Source organism: Clostridium puniceum (genome assembly GCF_002006345.1).
Classification (GTDB): domain Bacteria; phylum Bacillota; class Clostridia; order Clostridiales; family Clostridiaceae; genus Clostridium; species Clostridium puniceum.
Window position 1 is genome coordinate 1 of record NZ_LZZM01000114.1, and the last position, 1,185, is coordinate 1,185.

General features: G+C 31.5%; 2 protein-coding genes. Both read left to right on the plus strand.

Annotated elements, in window-relative coordinates:
* Position 1 precedes the first annotated feature (1 nt).
* Complete coding sequence (locus CLPUN_RS08940; protein WP_242954085.1) at positions 2-424, plus strand: putative ABC transporter permease; 423 nt, start codon at positions 2-4, stop codon at positions 422-424.
* Between the two features lie 46 nt (positions 425-470).
* Positions 471-1,088 carry a YmfQ family protein gene (locus tag CLPUN_RS08945; RefSeq protein WP_077846952.1) on the plus strand — a complete coding sequence of 206 codons (618 nt, stop codon included), beginning with the start codon at positions 471-473 and terminating at the stop codon, positions 1,086-1,088.
* Positions 1,089-1,185: the final 97 nt, after the last annotated feature.

The following is a 1,185-nucleotide window of genomic DNA, read 5'->3' on the forward strand; positions in this document are numbered from 1 at the left end:
AATATTAATATTTATTATGGGAAGCTTATACATGGTTTTAGAAGGTTTTTGGCGAGGGTGGACAAACATAAGTATGCTTTTTGTTGGAGGCCTTTGCGCTTTCTTAGTTGGTAAGTTAAACGAGCATCCAACTTTTTATGACAGAAAGATGTGGCAGCAATGTTTAATTGGCACTGTCATAACCTTATTTATAGAATTTATCAGTGGCTTAGTATTAAATATGTGGTTAAGTTTTAATATATGGGACTATTCAAATACCTGGGGAAATGTATATGGTCAAATATGTTTACCATATGCTTTTTTATGGTTTATATTAATGCCACTATGTATTTATGTAGATGATTATTTAAGATATAAATTGTTTCAGGAAGAAAAACCATTAGGATTGAAAGAAAATTATATAAATTTATGTTTAGGAAAATAAGACTTTCAGGAGTCTTTTTTATTTCGCAAAAATTGAGGTGAACTTAATGTATGGAGAAAATCAATATGGAACGACCACATATGCTACAAATCCTATAAGCTCTAATGAAGAAATTAAAAAATATATGGTGGACCTTAATCCATATGTACCAACTTTTATATCAGAACTTCCAGAAGTTAAAGCCATTTATGATGTAGAGAGCTTAGAATTAGGATTGTTAAAATATCAGCTTAAAGATGTAAAAAAACAATTTAGAATAGATACAGCAACATGGGGGCTAGACTGGTGGGAAAATAAATATGGAATTGAAACAAATTATTTATTAAGTTATGAAGAGCGGAGAGAAATCGTAAAAGCCAAAAAGTGTGGTAGAGGAACTACAACCAAAGTCATGATTAAAACTACTGCAGAAAGATTCTCAGGCGGAGAATGCAAAATAATTGAACACAATGAAGAATATTATTTTACTGTTCATTTCATAGGAGTAAAAGGTATACCTAAAAATATGCAAGCCTTTAAGGACATGTTAGATTTAATAAAACCAGCACACTTGGCGTATGATTTTGCCTATACCTATAATACATGGGGAATGTTAAAAGATTCAGGTCTAACATGGGAGCAAGTCCAAAATATGACATGGGACGAAATTAGAACATATGATTAAGAAAAGGAGATGGATGTAAAATGCAAAAGACAGCGAATTTTGGTCTTAATAAGCCAGACTATAACAATGTAGCCGATATTTTCCCAGCAGTAAGTGA